The organism is Pseudomonas sp. NY11955, from assembly GCF_048068035.1.
In the GTDB taxonomy this organism is placed as follows: Bacteria; Pseudomonadota; Gammaproteobacteria; order Pseudomonadales; family Pseudomonadaceae; genus Aquipseudomonas.
Genome location: NZ_JBLUPS010000077.1, coordinates 1 through 238 on the forward strand (window position 1 = coordinate 1; position 238 = coordinate 238).

The following is a 238-nucleotide window of genomic DNA, read 5'->3' on the forward strand; positions in this document are numbered from 1 at the left end:
CGACGTCACTCACTGGACCTGCCAGGCGGACGAAAGCATCAGCGTGCCGATCGGCCAGCCAATCGACAACCTCAAGACCCACATCCTGGAAGGCAGCCTGCAACCCGCCGTACGCGGCAGTGCTGGCGAGCTGTACCTGGGCGGCGTGGGCTTGGCCCGTGGTTATCACCAGCGGCCAGCACTGACCGCCGAACGCTTCGTGCCGGACCCGTTCAGCGACAACGGTGGCCGCCTGTAC

At 66.4% G+C, this 238-nt stretch carries 1 protein-coding gene; it reads left to right on the forward strand.

From position 1 onward, the window contains the following. On the forward strand, positions 1-238 hold a 238-nt coding region (locus tag ACNFBR_RS29340; RefSeq protein ID WP_416737888.1), incomplete at both ends, for a hypothetical protein.